Annotated in this window: 22 protein-coding genes; 17 read left to right on the top strand and 5 right to left on the bottom strand. The window is 69.4% G+C overall.

The annotated features are described in order from the left end of the window. From Q8Q77_RS18285 to Q8Q77_RS18295, 3 genes are all read left to right on the top strand, one after another. The coding region (locus Q8Q77_RS18285; RefSeq protein WP_305585240.1) for an MFS transporter at positions 1–962 on the top strand (962 nt) is incomplete at its 5' end. Between the two features lie 16 nt (positions 963–978). After that, positions 979–2334: an aminodeoxychorismate synthase, component I gene (gene pabB / locus Q8Q77_RS18290; protein WP_371130479.1), complete on the top strand. Its 1356-nt coding sequence runs from the start codon at positions 979–981 to the stop codon at positions 2332–2334. After that, positions 2331–3104: an aminotransferase class IV gene (locus tag Q8Q77_RS18295; protein WP_305585242.1), complete on the top strand. Its 774-nt coding sequence runs from the start codon at positions 2331–2333 to the stop codon at positions 3102–3104. The genes pabB and Q8Q77_RS18295 overlap by 4 nt, the downstream gene beginning before the upstream one ends. Here Q8Q77_RS18295 and Q8Q77_RS18300 read toward each other — a convergent pair. From Q8Q77_RS18300 to Q8Q77_RS18310, 3 genes are read right to left on the bottom strand one after another with little or no spacing between them, the layout of a single operon-like run. Further along, a complete protein-coding gene (locus tag Q8Q77_RS18300) occupies positions 3101–3622 on the bottom strand; it encodes a TadE/TadG family type IV pilus assembly protein (RefSeq protein ID WP_305585244.1) in 522 nt (173 codons plus the stop codon). The two genes, Q8Q77_RS18295 and Q8Q77_RS18300, sit on opposite strands and share 4 nt — an antisense overlap. Continuing rightward, a complete protein-coding gene (locus Q8Q77_RS18305; protein ID WP_305585245.1) occupies positions 3616–4194 on the bottom strand; it encodes a TadE/TadG family type IV pilus assembly protein in 579 nt (192 codons plus the stop codon). The genes Q8Q77_RS18300 and Q8Q77_RS18305 overlap by 7 nt, the downstream gene beginning before the upstream one ends. 56 nt (positions 4195–4250) lie before the next feature. After that, a complete protein-coding gene (locus Q8Q77_RS18310; protein WP_305585247.1) occupies positions 4251–4658 on the bottom strand; it encodes a pilus assembly protein N-terminal domain-containing protein in 408 nt (135 codons plus the stop codon). A 307-nt stretch (positions 4659–4965) separates the two neighbouring features. Here Q8Q77_RS18310 and Q8Q77_RS18315 point away from each other — a divergent pair, with 307 nt between their 5' ends. The 10 genes from Q8Q77_RS18315 (at position 4966) to Q8Q77_RS18360 (ending at position 14231) form a co-directional block, all read left to right on the top strand. Then, on the top strand, positions 4966–5139 hold the full coding sequence (locus tag Q8Q77_RS18315) for a Flp family type IVb pilin (RefSeq protein WP_305585248.1): 174 nt from the start codon (positions 4966–4968) through the stop codon (positions 5137–5139). A gap of 106 nt (positions 5140–5245) precedes the next feature. Continuing rightward, complete coding sequence (locus Q8Q77_RS18320; protein ID WP_305585250.1) at positions 5246–5416, top strand: Flp family type IVb pilin; 171 nt, start codon at positions 5246–5248, stop codon at positions 5414–5416. 128 nt (positions 5417–5544) lie between these two features. Further along, on the top strand, positions 5545–6066 hold the full coding sequence (locus Q8Q77_RS18325; protein WP_305585251.1) for a prepilin peptidase: 522 nt from the start codon (positions 5545–5547) through the stop codon (positions 6064–6066). Between the two features lie 144 nt (positions 6067–6210). Then, positions 6211–7071 carry a Flp pilus assembly protein CpaB gene (gene cpaB / locus Q8Q77_RS18330; protein ID WP_305585252.1) on the top strand — a complete coding sequence of 287 codons (861 nt, stop codon included), beginning with the start codon at positions 6211–6213 and terminating at the stop codon, positions 7069–7071. Next, entirely contained in the window at positions 7068–8516 is a 1449-nt protein-coding gene (locus tag Q8Q77_RS18335; RefSeq protein WP_305585254.1) for a type II and III secretion system protein family protein, read from the top strand. Before cpaB ends, Q8Q77_RS18335 begins: the two co-directional genes overlap by 4 nt. Before the next feature lie 11 nt (positions 8517–8527). Then, positions 8528–9208 (top strand): CpaD family pilus assembly protein, encoded by a 681-nt coding sequence (locus tag Q8Q77_RS18340; protein WP_305585256.1) that lies wholly within the window; start codon positions 8528–8530, stop codon positions 9206–9208. Positions 9209–9224: 16 nt separating this feature from the next. After that, the gene (locus tag Q8Q77_RS18345) at positions 9225–10682 is read left to right on the top strand and encodes a CpaE family protein (RefSeq protein WP_305585258.1); all 1458 of its coding nucleotides are present in this window, start codon (positions 9225–9227) and stop codon (positions 10680–10682) included. Position 10683: 1 nt separating this feature from the next. Beyond that, on the top strand, positions 10684–12225 hold the full coding sequence (locus Q8Q77_RS18350) for a CpaF family protein (protein ID WP_305585260.1): 1542 nt from the start codon (positions 10684–10686) through the stop codon (positions 12223–12225). A 2-nt stretch (positions 12226–12227) separates the two neighbouring features. Further along, the gene (locus Q8Q77_RS18355; protein WP_305585261.1) at positions 12228–13220 is read left to right on the top strand and encodes a type II secretion system F family protein; all 993 of its coding nucleotides are present in this window, start codon (positions 12228–12230) and stop codon (positions 13218–13220) included. Positions 13221–13229: 9 nt separating this feature from the next. Continuing rightward, a complete protein-coding gene (locus Q8Q77_RS18360; protein ID WP_305585263.1) occupies positions 13230–14231 on the top strand; it encodes a type II secretion system F family protein in 1002 nt (333 codons plus the stop codon). A gap of 10 nt (positions 14232–14241) precedes the next feature. On the opposite strand, the gene Q8Q77_RS18365 is transcribed toward Q8Q77_RS18360, so the two are convergent. Beyond that, a complete protein-coding gene (locus Q8Q77_RS18365; RefSeq protein ID WP_305585265.1) occupies positions 14242–15066 on the bottom strand; it encodes a TauD/TfdA family dioxygenase in 825 nt (274 codons plus the stop codon). 81 nt (positions 15067–15147) lie between these two features. Between Q8Q77_RS18365 and Q8Q77_RS18370 the strand changes: the two genes are divergently transcribed. Next, positions 15148–15828, top strand: a complete 681-nt coding sequence (locus Q8Q77_RS18370; protein ID WP_305585268.1) for a Crp/Fnr family transcriptional regulator — start codon at positions 15148–15150, stop codon at positions 15826–15828. Between the two features lie 217 nt (positions 15829–16045). Then, the gene (locus Q8Q77_RS18375; protein ID WP_305585271.1) at positions 16046–16504 is read left to right on the top strand and encodes an N-acetyltransferase; all 459 of its coding nucleotides are present in this window, start codon (positions 16046–16048) and stop codon (positions 16502–16504) included. 2 nt (positions 16505–16506) lie between these two features. On the opposite strand, the gene Q8Q77_RS18380 is transcribed toward Q8Q77_RS18375, so the two are convergent. Further along, positions 16507–17382: a tetratricopeptide repeat protein gene (locus Q8Q77_RS18380; RefSeq protein WP_305585273.1), complete on the bottom strand. Its 876-nt coding sequence runs from the start codon at positions 17380–17382 to the stop codon at positions 16507–16509. Positions 17383–17482: 100 nt separating this feature from the next. On the opposite strand from Q8Q77_RS18380, the gene Q8Q77_RS18385 reads away from it, so the two are divergent. Both Q8Q77_RS18385 and Q8Q77_RS18390 read left to right on the top strand, forming a co-directional pair. Further along, positions 17483–18862 carry a M17 family metallopeptidase gene (locus Q8Q77_RS18385; RefSeq protein WP_305585275.1) on the top strand — a complete coding sequence of 460 codons (1380 nt, stop codon included), beginning with the start codon at positions 17483–17485 and terminating at the stop codon, positions 18860–18862. Continuing rightward, on the top strand, positions 18859–19686 hold the full coding sequence (locus Q8Q77_RS18390) for an NlpC/P60 family protein (RefSeq protein ID WP_305585276.1): 828 nt from the start codon (positions 18859–18861) through the stop codon (positions 19684–19686). Before Q8Q77_RS18385 ends, Q8Q77_RS18390 begins: the two co-directional genes overlap by 4 nt. Positions 19687–19837: the final 151 nt, after the last annotated feature.

The following is a 19837-nucleotide window of genomic DNA, read 5'->3' on the forward strand; positions in this document are numbered from 1 at the left end:
TCTCGGCGGCGCACAAGGCGTCCGGCCTGGCCCTGGCGCTGGGCAACGCCTTCGCCCTGCTGACCCTGGGGTTCACGGCCTGGGCCTTCGCCCTGCCGGGCAGCGGCCTGCCCTGCGTGCCCGAGAAGCCGCTGTTCGGGCTCGAACCCCTGCTGCATGAGCCGGAGCGGATCGTGGGCCCCATGGCGGCGATCACCTTCGCCATCGGGGCGATCCCGCTCTTCCTGTTCACCCCCGACGCCAAGCCGACCGGGGTCCCGGTGTTCCGCGCCCTGGGGCAGGGCGCCGTGGACCTCTGGCGGATGGTCGCCGGGATGAAGCACTACAAGGACGCGGCGATCTTCCTGATCAGCCGGATGTTCTATGTCGACGGCATGACCGCCATCCTGATCTATGGCGGCATCTACGCCAGCGGGGTGATGGGCTGGGGCGCGCTGGAGATGCTGATGTACGGCATCATCCTGACCGTGCTGGCGGTCCTGGGCGGCTTCGTCGGGCGCTGGCTGGACGCAGGGTTGGGGCCGCGACGGGCGGTGCAGGTGGAGATCTTCATGTCGCTGGTCGGCATCATCGCCATCATCGGCATGGGGCCCGAGCAGATCCTCTATTTCTGGGCCTATGATCCCACCTCCCACGCGCCGATGTGGAACGGGCCGTTCTTCCGTAGCCTGCCGGAGTGGATCTACCTGCTGATCGGCTTCTCCAACGCCATCTTCATCACCGCCCACTACGCCTCGAGCCGCACCCTGCTGGTGCGGCTGACCCCGCCGGAGCAGACCGGGGCCTTCTTCGGGGTCTATGCCCTGTCGGGCACGGCGACGATCTGGCTGGGCTCGTTCCTGGTCAATCTGGGCACCAACATCTTCCATAGCCAGCAGGGCGGCTTCGCGATGATCATCATCCTGCTGGCCATCGGCTTCGTCGGCCTGCTGTTCGTGCGCGGAGGCGACGCCCAAGTCTGACTTCCCCTCATGGCCCGTGAAGGCTAAGGCCCGCGCCATGCAGTGCGTGGCGCAGCTCCGGACCTCCTGGCGCGATCCGGTCGAGGTGCTCTCGGCCTTCGCCGAGGAGCCGTGGGCGATCGGCTTCGTGTCCGGCGGCGGCGGGCCGCGGGGGCGCTGGTCCTATGTGGCCCGGGCGCCCGAGGCGACCCTGCTGGCGCCGCCCGGCCAGGATCCGTTCGAGGGCCTGGACGGCCTGCTGGGTCCCGCGCAGGCCAGCCTTCCCGACGGGCCGCCGTTCCAGGGCGGGATCGCGGGCCTGGCCTGCTATGAGCTGGGGGACGCGGTCGAGGCCTTGGGCCTGGGCAGGCAGGCCGGCTGGCCCGACCTCGCCGCGGGCCGCTATCCCGCCCTGCTGGCCTTCGATCACGAGCGGCGGGAGGTGGTGGCGGTGGGCCGCGGCGGCGACGCCGCGCAGGCGGGGGCTCGGGCGGCGGCGGCCTGTGGCTGGGTCAACCTGGCGCCCCGCGTGCCGGCCGGCGGCGTACTGTCGGACGGCATGACCGGCTCGGACCCGCTGGCCTATGAGGCGGCGGTGGCCGACGTCGTCGCCCGCATCCACGCCGGCGAGATCTTCCAGGCCAATATCGCGCGGGCCTGGTCGGGGCGACTGGCGGCGGGGGCCAGGCCATTCGATCTGTTCGCGCGGCTGGCAGGGCAGAGCGCGGCGCCTTTCGCCGCCTATCTGCGGTTGCCCGGTCTGGCGGTCGTCTCCAACTCGCCCGAGCGGTTCCTGCAGGTGGAGGGCGGCCAGGTCGAGACCCGGCCGATCAAGGGTACCCGCCCGCGCGGCCGCTGTCCCGAAGAGGACGCCCACCTGGCCCGGCAGCTCAGCGCCAGCGACAAGGACCGGGCCGAGAACCTGATGATCGTCGACCTGATGCGCAACGACCTGGCCCGGGTCTGCATCCCCGGCAGCGTGAGGGTTCCGGAGCTGTTCGCCGTGGAGAGCTTCGCCAATGTGCATCACCTGGTCTCGGCGGTGACCGGGCGGTTGGCCAAGGGGCGCGGGGCCGTCGACCTGCTGCGCGCGGCCTTCCCGCCAGGCTCGATCACCGGGGCGCCCAAGGTCCAGGCCATGAAAGTGATCGCCGGGCTGGAGAGCCCGCGGGGCCCCTATTGCGGCTCGCTGTTCTGGGCGGGAGTCGACGGCGCGCTGGACTCCAGCGTGCTGATCCGCACCGCCGCCTTCGTGGAGGACGCCGAGGGCTGGAGCGCCGAGGCGCGGGCCGGTGCGGGGATCGTCGCCGACTCCGATCCCCACGCCGAGCGCCTGGAGACCGAGGCCAAGATCGCGGCGCTGCTGCGCGCCCTGCAGGGAAGTTGCGCATGATCGCCCTCGACGGCGTTCCAGCTGATGACCGGGGCCTGCTGCTGGGCGACGGCCTGTTCGAGACCCTGCTGGCGGTGGATGGCGTCCTGGCCGATCTCGACGCCCATCTGGACCGCCTGGCCGCCGGGTGCGTGACCCTGGGCCTGCCGCCGCCGAACCGGGCCGAGGCCGAGCGGCTGATGCGCCAGGCGTTGGCGGATGTGGCGACGCCGCGCGTGGCGGTGCGGCTGACCCTGACGGCGGGCTCGGGCGGCCGCGGACTGGATCGCCCTGCCGAGCCGACACCGCGCCTGTTCGCCACCGCCGCGGCGTCCGCGGCGCCCCAAGGTCCGGCGCGCCTGGCGCTCAGCGCCGTGCGCCGCAACGAGGGTTCGCCGGCCTCGCGGCTGAAGACCCTGGCCTATCTCGACAATGTCCTGGCCCGCGCGCAGGCGCGCGGGAAGGGCGCCGACGAGGCGGTGATGCTGAACAACCGGGGCGAGGTCGCATGCGGCGCGGCGGCCAACATCTTCTGGGTGCGGGCAGGGCGGCTGTTCACGCCGGCCCTGGACTGCGGGGCGCTGGCCGGCGTGATGCGCGCCCGGGTGATCGCCGCGGCGTCCGGGCTCGGGGTGGAGACCGCGCAGGTCGCCGCCGGGCCGCCCGATCTCATCGGCGCGGAGGCGGTGTTCCTGACCAACAGCCTGATCGGGGTGAGGGGCGTGGCCGCCCTCGATGCGACGGACTTTGGGCCGAACGCGCTGGTCGAGCGCCTGGCGAAGGCGCTCTAGTTCGGCCGCAGCACCGGCACGTAAGCGCGGGGCTTCATGTGCGTGGTGTGCGCCATCTGGATCGGCTCGGGCAGCATCTTCTGGAGCGTTGAGTTGTAGGTATAGGTGGTGTCGGCGCGGATCACGCCGGACCCCGGAACGACCATGGCGGGCGGCACGTCCGTCACCGTGCCCGTCAGCACGGGCAGGGAGCCCCTGGTCTGGGACCACAGGACGGTCTGGGTGCCGTCGGTCTCGATCTTGATGCTGGTGATGCGGATGCTGAGCGTGTTGGTCGGCAGCGGGCGGAAGATCGCGCCGGCGATGTCGAAGATCTCGTCCACTTGGGCGATGGTGGTCTGGCCGTCCTGGGCGACGATGTCGCCCACGGCCGTGGCCACGTGGCCCGCGCGGCGGTTGGCCAGCATGCCCTGGCTGGCCTCGACCATGCCGTAGTACATCATCAGGACGACCGGGGCGATGAAGGCGAACTCGACGGCGGCCGAGCCGCGGCGATCACGGGCGAGACGTTTCAGCATGCGGCGCCTACCGGATCCTGGTTGGGGTCATAGGGCTCGTTGCGGAAGGCTGAGGACGAGACAATCAGCCGCTTGCCGCCGCCCATATTCTCGAGCGAGCTGTTCAACATCGGGGTGAACAGGTCCCACTGGTAGTAGACGCGCATCAGCACGATGTCCCTGGGTGCGCCGACCGACCAGCAGCGCGGCGTGGCGGGGTCGAAGGTCGCGGCGACCGCGGCCGTGGAGTCGCGGGCGTTTGTGTAGGTGTCGAAGGTCTGCGACTCGACGATAATCCGGGCTGGGCAGCTGCCTTGCAGCCAGGTCATGTTGCGGCACACCAGACCCTTGAAGTCGTCCTTGGAGACCGCGCCGCCTTGCTGGAACTCGCCGGTGCGCACGTTGCGGGCGGCGAACTCGACGGCGGTGTCCAGGGTGGCGGAGATCAACAGCACCATGCCGATCTCAATGACTCCGAACATCAGCATCATGAAGGGGATCGCGATGATCGCGAACTCCACGGCCGTGGCGCCGCGCTTCTCGCGGGCGAACCGCGTCAGGGCGGTGACGCATTTTCTGACAAGGCGCGACATGGCGTCCCCAGGCCTACGAACCTGGGAAGCATAGCCAAATCTGGCTAACCGGAGGTTTAAGGGGGCGGCGGCGCCGCCGATTTCGCCTTGTCTTCCGGCGGCGGTTCCTTTTCGCAGGAGCCGGCGCAGGCGTAGCTGTCCACCTGGCCGCCCCGGATCACCGAGACGCGGCCGCTGCCCGGACCCGAGACCACCACCTGGCGCTCCAGCACCGTGCGGCCCAGGGCGTCTATGACCAGCAGGTTGGTCACGCCATAGCCCTTGCCCAGGACCACGACACTGCGGCCATCGATGACGTTGACGTCGGCGATGCTTGGATTGCCGATCATCACGTCGCGGGCGCCGGCCGGCAGGAGGAGGCGGGCGCTCTGGTTGATCGGCACCGCCAGCGTCGGCGCGTCGGCCTGAGAGGCGGTCGCCAGGAGCGCCAGGCCGGCGGTCAGGCTGATCAGAAGACGTCGCATGGGATCGCTGTCCGGAAAAAATCGTACGGCGAGGCTGGGCGCGAATGGTCAAGAAAGACTGAATTTCCGCCTCTACGCGTGCGCGCGAGAATCATTATGTCAAATCAGCGTTTTATGGCCATTTCGGGCCGCATGGTTAACGGTTGATAACAGTAAACACAAGTAAACCATACAAACTTCTTCTCGAATACTCCGTTGTTTACTCGACATTAAACGCGATGGGCGAATGTGTCCCTGCGTTTCGGGGCGAGCAGGCCAACTGGCTTGATCCCTCAACAGTCTGCTCGCAGCAAAAAGGAGATCGAGCATGTCCAAGTTTGTCACTCGCTTTGTGAAGAATGAATCCGGCGCCACCGCCATTGAGTACGGCCTCATCGCCGCCCTCATCGCCGTGGTCCTGGTCAGCGCCATGGGCGCCCTGGCGACCGACCTCGGCGAACTCTTCGGCCGCCTCGGCGCCGACCTCGACGCCGCCGCCTAAGTCAGGCTTCGGCACCAAGACGCGCCGCGGCGGCGAAAGCCGCCGCGGTTGCGTTTTTGGCCCTGTGGGTTCGCCTCGCCGTTGGAGTCCACCAGGAGTTCGATCCATGAAGACTTTCTTCTCACGGTTCGCCACAGATCAGTCGGGCTCCAGCGCCATCGAGTATGGCCTGATCGCCGCCATGGTTTCAGTGGTCCTGGTGGGAGCGGTCACCACGCTCGGCGGCCAGATCGCCGAGGTCTTCTCGCAGGTCGCCGCCGCCGTTCCGGTGGACTGACGGTCTCCAGGATATCCCAGCCTCCCGCAGCCGCGTCGCGAAAGCGCCGCGGCTTTTCTATTTCAACGCTCCGTTCATCCCATTGTCCGATCCTGCCGCACTATCGCCGCCGCCAAGGTCCGTCCTCCATGCCGCCGATCGTGCAAGCCACCTTGCTCTTCGTCTTTCCGGCCCTGGTCATCGTCGCGGCGCTGCGGGACGTCACCACCTACACGATCCCCAACTGGATATCAGGTGGGCTGATCCTCGCCTTCGTACCCGCGGCGCTGGCCCTGGGCCTGCCTCTTGAGACGATCGGCCTGCAGTTCGCGATCGGCGTTGCTGCGCTGGTCGCCGGCATGGCGATGTTCGCCCTGGGCTGGATCGGCGGCGGCGACGCCAAGCTGTTCGCGGCCGCGGCCCTCTGGCTCGGTTGGCCGGCGGCGGTCACCTTCCTGCTGGCCACCGGGGTGGGGGGTGGGGCCCTGGCCATGGGCCTGCTCAGCCTGCGCTCATCGCGCGCGCGCGCCTTCGTGCCGGCCGGACCGGCCTGGTTCAACCGCCTGGCCACTCCGGGCGAGAGCGTGCCCTACGGCGTCGCCATCGCCGTCGGGGCCCTGGTCGCCTTTCCGACGAGCGCGGTGCTGAAGGCGTTCGCGGGGTTGGGATGATCACCAGCCCTTAGCCCGACGTTAACCATGGCGGGCCAATAGACGTGTAGCCGGCAGAAGGTCGGACAATCGAATCGCACGCCCTGGCGAAACGCCGGGGCCGCGTCGTTCGCCCGCAATGCGGGAGTTTCGGGTAGTCGCATCATGGGCGCCGTCCGCATCGCCATCCTCGCCGTCGCCGCGATCGCCGCGATCGCGCTCGCTTTCCTGGTGCGCGGGATGCTCACGCCCAAGGCGCCGCCAACCCCGATGATCGCCACCGCCGCGCCCGCCAAGCCGATGGCCCAGGTCCTGGTGGCCAAGCGCGACCTGCCCATCGGCGTGCGCTTGGCGCCTGGCGACATGACTTGGCAGGCCTGGCCAACCGAGTCCCTCAACGCCGCCTTCGTCACCGACGGCGCCGCGCCGTCGGTCCCCGCGCAGGGGGCCGACAAGGCCGTGAAGACCGCCGCCAAGGTGACCACCGACATGATCATGACCCCGGGGCCGATCCAGGCCTTCGAGGGCGCCATCGTCAAGGAAGCCATTCTCAAGGGCGAGCCGATGATGGCCCGCAAGGTCGTCCGTGCTGGCCAGAGCGGCTACATGGCCGTGGTCGTGGCGCCGGGCATGCGCGCCATGGCCGTCCCGATCAACGCCGAGACCGCCGCCGGCGGCTTCATCCTGCCCGGCGACCGGGTCGACGTCCTGCAGAGCCGCAAGGCGGCCGAGGGCGACGGCGTCGTCACCGAGGTCCTCATGCGCAATCTGCGCGTCCTGGCGATCGACCAGGCGACCGCGCCCGGCAAGGACGCCAAGACCATCGTCGGCGCCGTGGCGACCCTGGAGCTGCCGGCCTCCGACGTCGAGGTCCTGGCGCGCGGCAAGGCTCTGGGCGAGATGCAGCTGGCCCTGCGCTCCTACGCCGACGCGGGAGGCGTCGCCGGACGCGGGGGGCCAAGCCGGACCGGCGACGGCCTGCGGGTCTATCGCGGCGGTCAAGTTTCGGAGGTTGTCGCCCAATGAGCCCGTTCCGTTCCCTGGGCGCGCTGGCCCTGGCCGCCGCCGCGATCCTGGCGCCGCTAAACCCAGCCCTCGCCCAGTCCGACACGCTGGCCGCGGGGCTGTCGAGCTCCGCGGCGGTCATGCGCGTCGACCTGGCCGGCGGCGGCAACACCCAGTCGCTCAGCCTGCCGGTCGGCAAGTCGGCCATCGTCGAACTGCCGGTGGACGTGCGCGACGTGCTGGTGACCAGCCCGACCGTGGCCGACGCCATGCTGCGCACGCAGCGGCGGATCTTCATCCTGGGGCTCAAGACCGGCACCACCGACGCGGTGTTCTTCGATAGCGCCGGCCGCCGCATCCTCAGCCTCGACATCCGGGTCGACCAGGACCCGAGCGCGGTGGCCCAGACCATCAACCGCATCATCCCCGGCGCCAACGTGCGGGTCGACGCGATGAACGAGAGTCTGATCCTGTCGGGCCAGGTGGCCAACCTGGCCGACGCCGACAAGGCCAACCAGATCGCCCGCGCCGCCGTGGCCAAGCCGGAGATGGTGCTGAACATGCTCAGCATCGCGGGCAAGGACCAAGTGATGCTGAAGGTCCGCATCGTGGAGATGCAGCGAAACGCGATCAAGCAGCTCGGTTTCAATCTCAACGCGATCGTCGGAGAACTGGGCGACACCCAATTCCTGCTCGGGACCGCCGCAACCTTCGCCGTCAATGGCGCGCTCCTCGGCGGCGGCTCGGCGACCGTGCGGGAAGTGGGGGGGCGGAATCAGGGTGAAGCAACCCTACGCGCCTTCGAACGCGTGGGTCTGGTCCGCACCCTGGCCGAACCGAATTTGACAGCCGTCTCCGGAGAGTCCGCAAGGTTCCTGGCGGGCGGCGAATTCCCGGTGCCGGTGGCCCAGGACTCGACTGGCGCCGTCACCGTGGAGTTCAAGCCCTTCGGGGTGGGCCTGGGCTTCACGCCGGTGGTGCTGTCGTCCGGCCGCATCGCCATCAAGATGTCCACCGAGGTCTCCGAACTGACCACTGACGGGGCCTTCTCCCTGTCCTCGCCGGGCGCCAATGCGACCCTGACCATTCCGGCCCTGATCGTGCGCCGGGCCGAGACGGCCGTTGAGCTGCCGTCAGGCGGATCCATGATGATCGCGGGCCTGCTGCAGGAGAAGACCCGCCAGAACATCGACGCCCTGCCGGGCATGACCACCTTGCCGGTCCTGGGGTCGCTGTTCCGTTCGCGCGACTACCTGGCCGGTGAGACCGAACTGGTGATCATTGTCACCCCTTACATCGTCCAGGCGACCAGCGCCGATCGCCTGCAAACGCCGGTCGACGGGATGCGGGTGGCGAGCGACCACTCGACCCTGCTGATGGGCGCGCTGACCAAGGCCTACAAGGCCAAGCCGCAAGCCGACACGGGCCGCGCCTATCAGGGCCCCTATGGGTACGTGATCGAATGAGGTTCGCCCCGATGCATCGCTTCGCCGTCCTGGCCAGTCTCGCCGCCTTGTCGGCCTGCGCGACGCCGCCCTCGATGGACGTCGGCCAGGTGGCCGATCCGCGGACTCCCACCGAACTGTGGAAAGTCGAGGTGGCCAGCCAGCCGCACGAGATCCGACTGGCGGTCCACGCCGCGGGCCTTTCGTCGACCCAGGCTGACGCCTTGGCCGGGTTCGCCGCCGATTGGCGCGAGGTCGAGGGAGGGACCATCACACTGCAAGCTCCCAGCGGCCCCGGCGTCGACGGCTCGGCGGCGTTCCGCACCGGCGAGGGCGCGCGCACCTTCCTGACCGGCCAGGGTGTCCGCCCTGACCAGATCCGTATCGTCGGCTATGACGCCAAGGGAGAGGCGAGCCCGCCCCTGCTGGTCGGCTATCTGCGCCACCAGGCGGTGATCCCCGAGTGCGGCCGCTCGTGGACCAACATCTCCCACAGCATGGCCAACGAGGTGCAGCCCAATTTCGGTTGCGCAGTCACGGCCAACATGGCCGCCCAGATCGCCAATCCCGCCGACTTCAAGGGCCCACGCGCGACGACCGCGCCGGACGCGGCCCGCCGCGTGGACGTGATGGCCAAGTACCGCAAGGGCGAGAATACGTCCTCGCAGGCGGACAAGCAGGCGACGGGCGCCGTTTCGCAGGTGGTGAAGTGATGCGGGGCGCGATCCAATGAACCCGAAGTCGACCCAAGATCCCTTCGAGCTGGACTTCGACGCCGACGACGAGTTCGCCGCCGCGCCGCCGACCGACACCTGGAGCGAGGCTCCCGTCGCGGTGGAAGCCGAATCCGACCCGTTCGCCGCCTCGCCGGTCGCTCCCTCGATCGGGGACCTGGATGCCGCGCTGTCCCTGGGCGCCGCGTCGGAGCCCGTCCGGGTGGCCGTTCCCAATCCGGTCCACGAGATGCTGGCCGGCGCGGAAGCCGCGTTCGGCGAGACGCTGCTGCCGCGCATCACCATCCACATCTTCTGTACGACGCCGGAGACCGCCGAGCTCGCCGACCGGGCGACAGAGGACCGGCGCATGGAGCGCACCACGGTGGTCACCCGCATGGGCGGCCTGGCCGCGGCGGTCGATATCTACCAGAACCAGGCCACGCCCTCGCTGGTGATGGTCGAGTGCCTGGACACCGGCGCCGAGCTGCTCGGCCTGCTGGATCGCCTCGCCCAGGTCTGCGATCCCGGCACCAAGGTGGTGGTGATCGGCTCGGCCAACGACATCGCCCTCTATCGCGAGCTGATGCGCCGGGGCGTCTCGGAATACCTGGTCCCGCCGCTCAACCCGCTGCAGATGGTCCGCACGGTGGCCGGCCTTTACGCCGACCCGTCGGCCCCCTTCGTGGGTCGCCAGATCGCCTTCTGCGGCGCCAAGGGCGGAGCGGGCGCCTCGACGTTGGCCCATAACGTCGCCTATTCGATCACCGAGCGGCTGCAGACCGGCGCCGTGCTGGTCGACCTGGACCTGGCCTTCGGCACCGCGGGCCTCGACTTCAACCAGGATCCGCTGCAGGGCATCGTCGACGCCCTGTCGCAACCCGACCGCCTCGATCCGGTGCTCATGGACCGGATGATGGCCCGCTGCACCGAGCGGCTCAGCCTGTTCGCCGCGCCGGCCACCCTGGACGCCGACTACGAGATCGGCGGCGAGGCCTATGAGGAGGTCACACAGAAGATCCGCGGCGCGGCGCCCTTCGTGGTGCTGGACCTGCCGCATGTCTGGACTGCGTGGAAGCGCAAGATCCTGCTGACCTCCGACGACCTGGTGATCGTCGCCACGCCGGACCTGGCCTCGCTGCGCAACGCCAAGAACATGGTCGACCTGGTGCGCCGCGCGCGCCCCAACGACGCCCCGCCGCGCCTGGTGCTGAACCAGGTGGGTGTGCCCGGCCGTCCCGAGATCCCGGTCAAGGATTTCGGTGAGGCGCTGGGCCTGACGCCCACGCTCTGCCTGCCCTTCGATCCCAAGCTGTTCGGTCAGGCCGCCAACAACGGCCAGATGATCGCCGAGGTCGGTCCCAAGTCCCGGTCGGCCGAAGGCATCGACCACCTGGCCCAGCAGATCGCCCGCCGCGACCCGCCGGCGGTCCAGAAGACCTCGATGTTCTCCAACCTGTTCAAGCGCAAATAGGATGTTCGGCAAGCGTCCCACCGAAGGCGAAGCGCCCCGGCCGCGGCCGTCAACGCCGCCCCCCGCGGCGGGCGACAGCGCGCCCATCGCCACCCGTCCCCAGCGCATCGAGCCCGCCGCGGCGCCCGCGCCGGCCGCGGCGATACCGATCCCGACCAAGGCCGAGCGCGCCGCCCAGGCCTCCGCCGCCGGCCCCAAGCCGACCCTGGCCTTCGAGCAGCTCCGCGCCGCCCAGGGTCCGGCCCCGGCGACCCAGGTGGTCCGCGAGCAGTCGGACTATTACCACGCGACCAAGACCACGATCTTCAACGCCCTGATCAACACCATCGACCTGGCCCAGCTCGCCCAGCTCGACGTCAAGCAGGCCGGGGAGGAGATCCGCGACATCGTCGCCGAGCTGGTGGCGATCAAGAACGTCTCCATGTCGGTGGTCGAGCAGGACCAGCTGGTCCAGGACATCATCAACGACGTGCTCGGCTACGGTCCCCTGGAGCCGCTGCTGGCCCGCGACGACATCGCCGACATCATGGTCAACGGCGCCAGCCGGGTGTTCATCGAAGTCGCCGGCAAGGTCCAGCTGACCAATGTCCGGTTCCGCGACAACGCCCAGCTGATGAACATTTGCCAGCGGATCGTCAGCCAGGTGGGCCGCCGGGTCGACGAGAGCTCGCCGATCTGCGACGCGCGCCTGCCCGACGGCTCGCGGGTGAACGTGATCTCGCCGCCGCTTTCGCTGGACGGCCCCACGCTCACCATCCGGAAGTTCAAGAAAGACAAACTGACCATGAAGAACCTGGTGGAGTACAACTCCATCAGCCCCGAGGGGGCGCGGGTTCTGGGCGTCATCGGCGCCTGCCGGTGCAACCTGATCATCTCGGGCGGCACGGGCTCGGGCAAGACCACCCTGCTCAACACGCTCACCGCCTTCATCGACCCGACCGAGCGGGTGGTGACCTGCGAGGACGCCGCCGAGCTGCAGCTCCAGCAGCCGCACGTGGTGCGCCTGGAGACCCGGCCGCCGAACCTGGAAGGCCAGGGCCAGATCACCATGCGCGACCTGGTCAAGAACTGCCTGCGGATGCGTCCGGAACGGATCATCGTCGGCGAAGTCCGCGGACCCGAGGCCTTCGACCTGCTGCAGGCCATGAACACCGGCCACGACGGCTCCATGGGCACCCTGCACGCCAACAGCCCGCGCGAGGCCATCAGCCGGATGGAATCGATGATCACCATGGGCGGCTACGGCCTGCCGTCGCGCACCATCCGCGAGATGATCGTGGGCTCGGTGGACGTGATCATCCAGGCCGCCCGCCTGCGCGATGGTTCGCGCCGCATCACCCACGTCACCGAGGTCGTGGGCCTGGAGGGCGACGTGATCATCACCCAGGACCTGTTCGTCTACGAGATGACCGGCGACGACGCCGACGGCAAGGTCATGGGCCGCCATCGTTCCACCGGCATCGCCCGGCCCCGGTTCTGGGACCGCGCCCGCTACTACGGCCTGGAACGCGAGCTGGCCGAAGCGCTGGACGCGTCGGAATAGGCATGGGCCCGACCCTCGTCACCCTGCTGATCGCGGTTCTCGGCTTCATCACCGTCGCCGGGCTGGGCCTGGCGCTGGCCGGGGGTGACAACGGCCAGGCCAAGACGGTCAAACGCGCCCAGACCATTGTCAGCGGGGGCGAGACCCGCGCCGCGGGCGGACGCCGGAGACCGGCGGTGAGCGCCCAGGACCAGCGCCGCCGCCAGATCCTCAAGACCCTGCGAGACCAGGATCGCCAGCAGAAGAAGGCGACGCTGAGCATCAGCGCCAAGCTCCTGCAGGCGGGGCTGGGCGACAATGTCCGCAATTTCTGGATCGCCAGCGGCGTGGTGGGGGCGGTGGTCTTCATCGCCGTCCTGCTCCTGGGCCAGTCGCCGTTCATCGGCCTGGGCCTGGGCTTCGCCGCCGGCTTCGGCCTGCCGCGCTGGGTGCTGGGCTTCCTGGCCGGGCGCCGCGTCAAGAAATTCACCGAGGGTTTCCCCGACGCCATGGACATCATCGTCCGCGGTATCAAATCGGGCCTGCCGGTCCATGACAGCCTCCGCGTCATCGCCCGCGAGACCTCCGAACCCATGGCCGGCCAGTTCAACCGCCTCGTGGAGGGCATCGGCATGGGCGTGTCGATGGATCAGGCCCTGGACAAGATGTACGAGCAGATGCCGACGCCGGAGGTGCGGTTCTTCGCGATCGTGCTGGCCATCCAGAGCAAGACCGGCGGTAATCTAGCCGAGGCGCTCGGTGGTCTCTCGACTGTCATCCGCGCGCGCAAGCTGATGCGGGAAAAGATCAAGGCGCTCTCCGGCGAAGCGGTGGCTTCGGCGATAATCATCGGCTCTCTGCCGCCAGCGGTGATGGGCCTGATCAGCATGACCGCGCCGGATTACATGCGCCCGCTGTTCACCGACCAGCGCGGCCACGTGATGCTGATGGCCGGTGCGTTCTGGATGGCGCTGGGCATCTTCACGATGCGCAAGATGATCAACTTCAAGATCTAGGACGCGGGCATGGAACTGGTCAGCGTCATCTCCAACCCCGACAACATCCTGGCGGCCTTCGTCGCCATGGTGGTGTTCGCCACCATCGTCACCATCGCCATGCCGATGATGAACCGGACCAGCCTGGAGACCCGGCTGAAATCGGTCTCGAGCCGGCGCGAGGAGTTGCGGCGCAAGTCGCGCGAGGCGCTGGCGACTAAAGGGGCCAACGGCCAGAGCAGCCTGCGACACACCGACGAGGGCATGTACAAGAAGGTCGTGGAGCGCCTGCAGCTCTCGCGCCTGCTGGAGGATCCGCAGGTGGTCGACAAGCTGGCCCAGGCCGGCTACCGCGGTCCGCGGCCGGTCTCGACCTTCTACTTCTTCCGCTTCGTCCTGCCGTTCGTCTTCGCCGTGGCGATCGCCTTCTACCTGTTCGTGGTCAAGGATTTCGGCCTGCCGACCATGACCCGGACCGCCTTCTCGATCGGCGGCCTGACGCTCGGCTACTACGCGCCCAACGTCTACATCACCAACATCGCGACCAAGCGGCGGGAGTCCATCGTCGGGGCCTTCCCCGACGCGCTTGACCTGCTGCTGATCTGCGTGGAGAGCGGCATGTCCATCGAGGCGGCGATCCAGAAGGTGGCCGCCGAGATCGGCTCGACCTCGATCGAGCTGGCCGAGGAGCTGACCCTGCTGACCGCCGAGATCTCGTATCTCCCGGAGCGACGCCAGGCCTATGAGGGCCTCGCCCGCCGGACCAACCATCCAGGCATCAGGTCGGTGACCACGGCCATGATCCAGGCCGAGCGCTACGGGACGCCGCTGGGCGCGGCCCTGCGGGTCATGGCCAAGGAGAACCGCGAGATGCGCCTGGCCTCCGCCGAGAAGAAGGCCGCCCAGCTTCCGGCCAAGCTCACCGTGCCGATGATCCTGTTCTTCCTGCCGGTGCTGTTCGTGGTGATCCTGGGCCCGGCGGTGATGAAGGTCACCGACATGATGGCCAGCAACGCCTCGTCCCTGCAGTAGTTTCTCGGGGTTAGTGCAACGGCCCGCCGGCGATGGTGATGCGGTGCATCAGCCGCCGCTGGCCCTGATAGTCGTTCATGGCGTGGTGCCAGGTGGCGCGGTTGTCCCAGATCGCCATGGAGCCCGGCGCCCATTTGAAGCGGTGCACGAACTGCGGCTTGGTCGCGTGCTGGTAGAGGTAGGCCAGCAGGGCCATGCTCTCCTCGCGGTTCCAGCCCTCGAAACCGACGGTGAAGGCGGGGTTCACATAGAGCGCCTTGCGGCCGCTGCCCGGGTGGGTGATCACCGCCGGGTGCACGGCGCTGGGATTGTCGGCGTGGCCGGCGAGATGAGCCTGGTCGGTCTTCCCGTAGACGCCCTCGGTCCCGTAGATGTGCTCGGAGGCATGGACCGCGCGCAGGCCTGACAGGGTCGCCTTCAGTCCGTCCGACAGCGCCTCATAGGCGGCGTACATGTCGGCGAACAGGGTGTCGCCCCCCTCCGGCGGGGTCTCCAGGGCCAGCAGGACCGAGCCCATGGCGGGCGCCTGGTCGTAGCTGTGGTCGGTGTGCCAGCCGCCGCCGATATTAGTGGTCTGGGCCTGCGTCTTCTCCACCTTGGCGATCTGCGGATAGCGCTCCGAGGGTGGGAAGTAGCGGTTGACCACGATCGGCCCGATCCGCTCGGCGAAGGCGATATGCTCCTCGGGGCTCAGGTGCTGACCATGCAGGAAGGCGACGCCGCGCCGATAGACGGTGTCGCGGATCAGGTCGATGTCGGCGTCGCTGGCCTGGGCCACGGCGACCTGGGCGATCTCGGCCCCGCAGCCCTCGGTTTCACGGACGATGGCGGTCATGGTCGCCTCCCTGGCGCTTGTCTGTTTGCGGGAGTTTACGGAGACCATCGCGAAAGATTGTCACTCAGGTTACATTTTGGAATGACCCAGGATTCCGAGATCGCCCTGGCCCTGCTGCGCGCCTCGCGGTGGCTGGCGCCTTATCCGCAGGGCCTGGCCCAGGCCCTGATCGCCGAGGGGGCCCTGGCGCGGCTCGCCGCCGGCCAGTGGGCCCAGGCCGAGGGCGACGAGGAGACCGGGTTGATGGTGGTGGTCGAGGGCGCCGTCGATCTCTACTGCCAGGCGCCGGGCGACCGGGAGGTCCGCGTCGGCCATGCGGGCGCGGGCGCGGCGCTCGGCCAGACCATGCGGTTCGGCGGCGGACCGCGCTTGGTCACGGCGGTCTGCGCCGAGGCGAGCCTGTTGCTCCGAATCTCCGACACCGGGCTGGAGCGCATCGCCCGCCACCGGCCCGATGTCTGGCGCGCGGTGGCGGCCCTGGTCTATCTCCAGCTCCGCAGCGCCCTGCAGACCGCGGCCGAACTGGCCGCCCTGCCGCCGCGCCAGCGGATCGCCGCGCGCCTGCTGGCGCTCACCAGGTCACGTCCCGAACCGAGCGTGCTGAACCTCAACCAGCAGGCGCTCGCCGAACTGGTGGGCCTGACGCGCAAGACCGTGAATGTCCACCTGGCGGCGTTCCGGCGAGAGGGGCTGGTGGTGTTGGAATATGGAAGGATCGCGCTCCTCGACCCGCGGCGCCTGCAGCAGATCGCCGACAGCTAGGGCGCCAACTCTTGGAGGCCCAGCCAACCAAGACGAGAGGTCGGCGATGGATTGGGCAAGTCCGAATCTCCGCTAGGTCACGCGCCGCTGTATGGCTGGTGGGCTGTCCGCCACGATGTGTGTTGACGGACATGGCCGCCTTCGCTCCATGGCGGACCCTTTGTCGACGTTTGCTAAGCTTCTGCCCGTCGTGAGATTCGCGCACAGGAGGCAGCGCATGGACGAAGCCGTGAGCCTAAGGGTCGCCGACGAGGCAGACGCCGACGCGATAGGCGCGCTGACCCGCGAGGCCTACGCGAAGTGGGTGAAGGTGATTGGCCGCGAGCCTTTGCCGATGACGGTCGACTATTCGGACGCGGTCAGAAAGCACCGGTTTGACCTGCTTCATGTCGGCCGCCATCTGGCCGCCCTGATCGAGACAGTTCCAGAGCGCGACCACCTTCTGATTGTGAACGTCGCCGTTCGTCCGGCTTTCCGGGGGCGGGGCTTCGGCGTCAGGCTGCTGAAAACGGCGGACGAGCTGGCCGCGTCCTCCGGGCTCATGGGGACCCGGCTCTACACCAACAAGCTCTTCACGGAGAATCTTCGCCTCTATTCCTCACTCGGCTACCAAGTGGAGCGGGAAGAGGAGCTCAATGGCGGCATCGCAGTCCATATGCTGAAAGTGCGCGCCTAGGCCTACTGCGGCCGGCCGACGTCCTGCCAGGAACGGCCCGCCGGCGCCGTGGAGGTGGCCGCGCGCAGCCAGGCCATGTTGCTGGCCACCAGTTCGGGCGGCAGGTCCTGGCGGGCCAGCTTCTCGGCCTCGTCCAGACGACCTTGCAGGCCGAGCACCAGGGCCAGGTTCTGGCGCACCGCAATCGGGGCGCCGGGCCGGGCGATGGCCTGGCGCAGCAGGGCCTCGGCCTCGGCCGGCTGGCCGTGGGTGGCCTGGAACAGGGCCAGGTTGGAGATCACCGAGGGGTTCTCCGGCGCGAGTCTGAGCGCCAGGCGATGGGCGGCCAGGGCCTCCTCGTCGCGCTGCGCCTGCTCATAGGCCACGCCCAGCAGGGAGGGCGCGCGCCAGTCGCGAGGGTTGAGCTGCTGCACCCGGCGGGCCGGGTCGATGGCATAGAAGCCCTGGCCGCGGCCGACATGGGACTTGGCGAGCTCCAGCAGCGCCTCGACGCTGTCGGGCGACACAGCCAGGGTCCGCTGGATGGCGGCGACGGCATCGCCATAGTTCTGCAGCGAGCGCAGGGCCTGGGAGAGCTGGACGCCGGCCTCGACGTCGCCGCCGTCCGCATCCAGCTCGCGCGCCCAGAAGGCGGCGCGGGCCAGGGGTTCGCTGCGCGCCACCGCGGCGCGCTCGGCGGGGGTCGCCTTGCGGCGAGGGGCCGCGGGCGCGGGCGTCGCCGCCTTGGCCGGAGCCGCCGCGGCGGGCTTGGCCTTGGACCAGGGCAGGGCGGCGGCGGGGGCTGCGGCGGCCAGAAGCGCTCCCGCCAGGATTGGGGCCAGGATTGGGGCCAGGACGGGGGCGAGGGCGGTTGCGGCGAGCGCCGACATGCGACACATGACTTGGACGGGCTCCGGGTGATCGGCCGCCAACATCCCCCGCCCGCTTAAAGGAAGCGTTAAGCATAACTGCGCTCAGTGACGGGCGCCGGAGAGCGTCATGACCGAAGTCGTCGTCGACCACCATCAGGGCGCGGCCATCCCCGTCCACGCCCTCTATGAAAAGGACCTGGAAGGGTTCCTCGACGGGCGCCAGGCCTTCGTGAAGGCCTTCGCCGCGTTGTCGGACTTCAAGGCGAAGCCCGGCCAGACCCTGGTGGTCCCCAATACCGAGGGCGGGCTGGACCGGGTGCTGTTCGGCCTGGGCGCCTCCACTGACCCGATGACCTTCCGCGCCCTGGCCGCCAGGCTGCCGGCCGGCGACTTCCGCATCGCGTCAGCCCCGCCGGAGTTCGCGCCCGACCTCATCGCCCTGGCCTTCGCGTTGGGGAGCTACCGGTTCGACCGCTACAAGAAGAAAGGCTCGCCGCAGCCGCGCCTGGTGGCCGAGGGCGTCGACCTGGCCGAGGTGCGCAGCATCTCCCACGCCTGCGCCCTGGCCCGCGACATGGTCAACACCCCGCCCAACGACATGGGCCCGCTGCAGATCGAGACCATCGCGCGCGAGATCGCCGAGCAGCATGGCGCGAGCATCACCGTGATCGCCGGTGAAGGCCTGCTGGAAGCCAACTATCCTGCCGTCCACGCCGTGGGCCGCGCGGCGGTGGAGGCTCGCTGTCCGCGCATGATCGAGATCACCTGGGGTGCGGACGCCAATCCGCTGGTCGCTCTGGTGGGCAAGGGCGTGGTGTTCGACACCGGGGGCCTGGACATCAAGCCCTCGGCGGGCATGCGCAACATGAAGAAGGACATGGGGGGCGCCGCCCACGTCTTGGCCCTGGCGCGCATGATCATGACGGCCCGGCTGCCGGTGCGCCTGGCGGTGCTGATCCCGGTGGTGGAGAACGCCATCGCCGGCGACGCCATGCGGCCGGGCGACGTGTTGGACAGCCGTAAGGGCCTGACCATCGAGGTGGGCAACACCGACGCCGAGGGCCGCCTGATCCTGGCTGACGCGCTTACCCGCGCCGCCGAACTGGAGCCGGCGCTCACCCTGGATCTGGCCACCCTGACCGGGGCGGCGCGGGCCGCGCTCGGCCCGCAACTACCGCCCTTCTATACCGACGACGACGTCCTGGCCGGCCAGATCGAGGCCGCCATGGCCGCGGTCTCCGACCCTATGTGGCGGATGCCGCTGTGGAAGGGTTATGCCGACAGCATCGACAGCGACGTCGCCGATATCAAGAACGATTCCGACGCCTGGGCGCAGGCGGGCTCGGTGACGGCGGCCCTATTCCTGCAGCGCTTCGCGCCCACGGGCCCCTGGGCGCATTTCGACATCTTCGCCTGGAACCCGCGCAACCGACCGGGCTTCACCTCTGGCGGCGAGGCCCAGGCGATCCGCGCCCTTTACCGCATGATCCGGGATCGATTCGCGTGAGCCTCGATCCCCGCGTGACGCCCGCCCGGGGCGACCTCGCCAGCCGCGCCCTGGAAGGGGTCGTCGCGGCGGACGCCTATGCCGATCCCCACGCCATGACCGCGATCGTCCCGGCCGCGGCCCTGCGCCGCGCGCCCGACCCCTGGTCCGAACAGGTCGACCAGGTGCTGTTCGGCGAGGTGTTCGACCTGCTCGAGGCGGCCGACGGCTACGCCTGGGGCCAGGCCCGCCGCGACGGCTATGTGGGCTTCGTGGAGACGGCCGCCCTGACGCCCGCCGGCGGTCCGGCCACCCACAGGGTCGCCGCCATCCGCACCTACGCCTTCGCCGAACCCAGCATCAAGTCCCGGGCGCTTGGCCCCTATTCGATCAATTCCCTGGTCGCCGTCGAGGCGCGCGAGGGGCGATTCGCCAAGGCCGCCAATGCCGGCTGGTTCATCGAGGCGCACCTGGCGCCGGTGGGAGTGTTCGAGACCGACCCCGCGGCGGTGGCCGAGCGGTTCCTGGGCGCGCCTTATCTTTGGGGCGGCCGCGAGAGCCTGGGCGCGGACTGCTCGGGCCTCGTGCAGCAGGCGCTGTTGGCCTGCGGCAAGGCCTTCCCGCGCGACACCGACCAGCAGGAAGCAGTCGGCGAACCCGTCGAAACCCTGATGCGGGGTGACCTGGTGTTCTGGAACGGCCACGTGGCGATGATGCTGGACGAGACGCGGATCATCCACGCCAACGCCTTCCACATGGCCACGGCCATCGAGCCCCTGGCCCAGACCCGCGCGCGCTATCTGGCGAACGGCGTGGGCGAACCGACGGCTTATCGTCGGGTTTGAGGTGCTCCTAGATCCTCCCCCAGCGCGCAGCGCGGTTAGGGGCCCCGCCCTTCGCGAGGCGAAGGGCGTTCTTCGCGGCGATCGACAAATCGTTGTCGATCGCATCCGGCTCGCAAGCGCGAGCCGGCGCTCATCACGGTGGCGCGTCGCC

Source organism: Phenylobacterium sp. (genome assembly GCF_030698145.1).
In the GTDB taxonomy this organism is placed as follows: Bacteria; Pseudomonadota; Alphaproteobacteria; order Caulobacterales; family Caulobacteraceae; genus Phenylobacterium.

What these genes read in the sequence shown, in the direction of transcription:
- Q8Q77_RS18350 (WP_305585260.1), top strand. Translation starts at nt 10,684, where the DNA reads ATGTTCGGCAAGCGTCCCACCGAAGGCGAAGCGCCCCGGCCGCGGCCG.
- Q8Q77_RS18360 (WP_305585263.1), top strand. Translation starts at nt 13,230, where the DNA reads ATGGAACTGGTCAGCGTCATCTCCAACCCCGACAACATCCTGGCGGCC.
- Q8Q77_RS18340 (WP_305585256.1), top strand. Translation starts at nt 8,528, where the DNA reads ATGCATCGCTTCGCCGTCCTGGCCAGTCTCGCCGCCTTGTCGGCCTGC.
- Q8Q77_RS18375 (WP_305585271.1), top strand. Translation starts at nt 16,046, where the DNA reads ATGGACGAAGCCGTGAGCCTAAGGGTCGCCGACGAGGCAGACGCCGAC.
- Q8Q77_RS18320 (WP_305585250.1), top strand. Translation starts at nt 5,246, where the DNA reads ATGAAGACTTTCTTCTCACGGTTCGCCACAGATCAGTCGGGCTCCAGC.
- Q8Q77_RS18315 (WP_305585248.1), top strand. Translation starts at nt 4,966, where the DNA reads ATGTCCAAGTTTGTCACTCGCTTTGTGAAGAATGAATCCGGCGCCACC.
- Q8Q77_RS18345 (WP_305585258.1), top strand. Translation starts at nt 9,225, where the DNA reads ATGAACCCGAAGTCGACCCAAGATCCCTTCGAGCTGGACTTCGACGCC.
- cpaB (WP_305585252.1), top strand. Translation starts at nt 6,211, where the DNA reads ATGGGCGCCGTCCGCATCGCCATCCTCGCCGTCGCCGCGATCGCCGCG.
- Q8Q77_RS18295 (WP_305585242.1), top strand. Translation starts at nt 2,331, where the DNA reads ATGATCGCCCTCGACGGCGTTCCAGCTGATGACCGGGGCCTGCTGCTG.
- Q8Q77_RS18335 (WP_305585254.1), top strand. Translation starts at nt 7,068, where the DNA reads ATGAGCCCGTTCCGTTCCCTGGGCGCGCTGGCCCTGGCCGCCGCCGCG.
- Q8Q77_RS18325 (WP_305585251.1), top strand. Translation starts at nt 5,545, where the DNA reads ATGCCGCCGATCGTGCAAGCCACCTTGCTCTTCGTCTTTCCGGCCCTG.
- Q8Q77_RS18385 (WP_305585275.1), top strand. Translation starts at nt 17,483, where the DNA reads ATGACCGAAGTCGTCGTCGACCACCATCAGGGCGCGGCCATCCCCGTC.
- Q8Q77_RS18355 (WP_305585261.1), top strand. Translation starts at nt 12,228, where the DNA reads ATGGGCCCGACCCTCGTCACCCTGCTGATCGCGGTTCTCGGCTTCATC.
- Q8Q77_RS18370 (WP_305585268.1), top strand. Translation starts at nt 15,148, where the DNA reads ATGACCCAGGATTCCGAGATCGCCCTGGCCCTGCTGCGCGCCTCGCGG.
- Q8Q77_RS18305 (WP_305585245.1), bottom strand. Translation starts at nt 4,194, where the DNA reads ATGTCGCGCCTTGTCAGAAAATGCGTCACCGCCCTGACGCGGTTCGCC.
- Q8Q77_RS18310 (WP_305585247.1), bottom strand. Translation starts at nt 4,658, where the DNA reads ATGCGACGTCTTCTGATCAGCCTGACCGCCGGCCTGGCGCTCCTGGCG.
- Q8Q77_RS18300 (WP_305585244.1), bottom strand. Translation starts at nt 3,622, where the DNA reads ATGCTGAAACGTCTCGCCCGTGATCGCCGCGGCTCGGCCGCCGTCGAG.
- Q8Q77_RS18365 (WP_305585265.1), bottom strand. Translation starts at nt 15,066, where the DNA reads ATGACCGCCATCGTCCGTGAAACCGAGGGCTGCGGGGCCGAGATCGCC.
- Q8Q77_RS18380 (WP_305585273.1), bottom strand. Translation starts at nt 17,382, where the DNA reads ATGTGTCGCATGTCGGCGCTCGCCGCAACCGCCCTCGCCCCCGTCCTG.